1 protein-coding gene is annotated in these 366 nt (G+C 69.4%); it reads left to right on the forward strand.

What is annotated here, in order from left to right; translation table 11 throughout:
* A partial coding sequence (locus AC5Y5O_RS32275) for a PPE family protein, SVP subgroup (protein ID WP_500028780.1) occupies positions 1-340 on the forward strand: 340 nt, incomplete at its 5' end.
* Positions 341-366: the final 26 nt, after the last annotated feature.

Here is a 366-nt window from a genome sequence, read left to right on the forward strand (position 1 = left end):
CGCTGTCGGCGGGGCGCCGGTGACGGGCTCGATGGGCAAATCGGCTTTGGTCGGAAGCATGTCGGTGCCACAGGGGTGGACCGAAGCCGCCCCGAACATCAGGATGCTCGCGCAGTCGCTGCCCGCCAACCTGGCGGCCGTCCCGGCCGCATCGCTGATCGGCGAGGAAGGCGCGTTCAGCCAGATGGCTTTGTCCAGCCTGGCCGGTCGCGCCGTCGCCGCCACCTCGACCCACACGGTGAGCAGCAATGCCGCGACGGCAGCCGCCCTCGGCAGCCTCGTCGCCGAAGCGGACCCCGCCGCCGCCACCATCATCGTCATCCCGGAGCTGGAGGACTAAAGATGTTTTACGCAGCCTTTCCACCC

The organism is Mycobacterium sp. NGS40 (assembly GCF_059812735.1).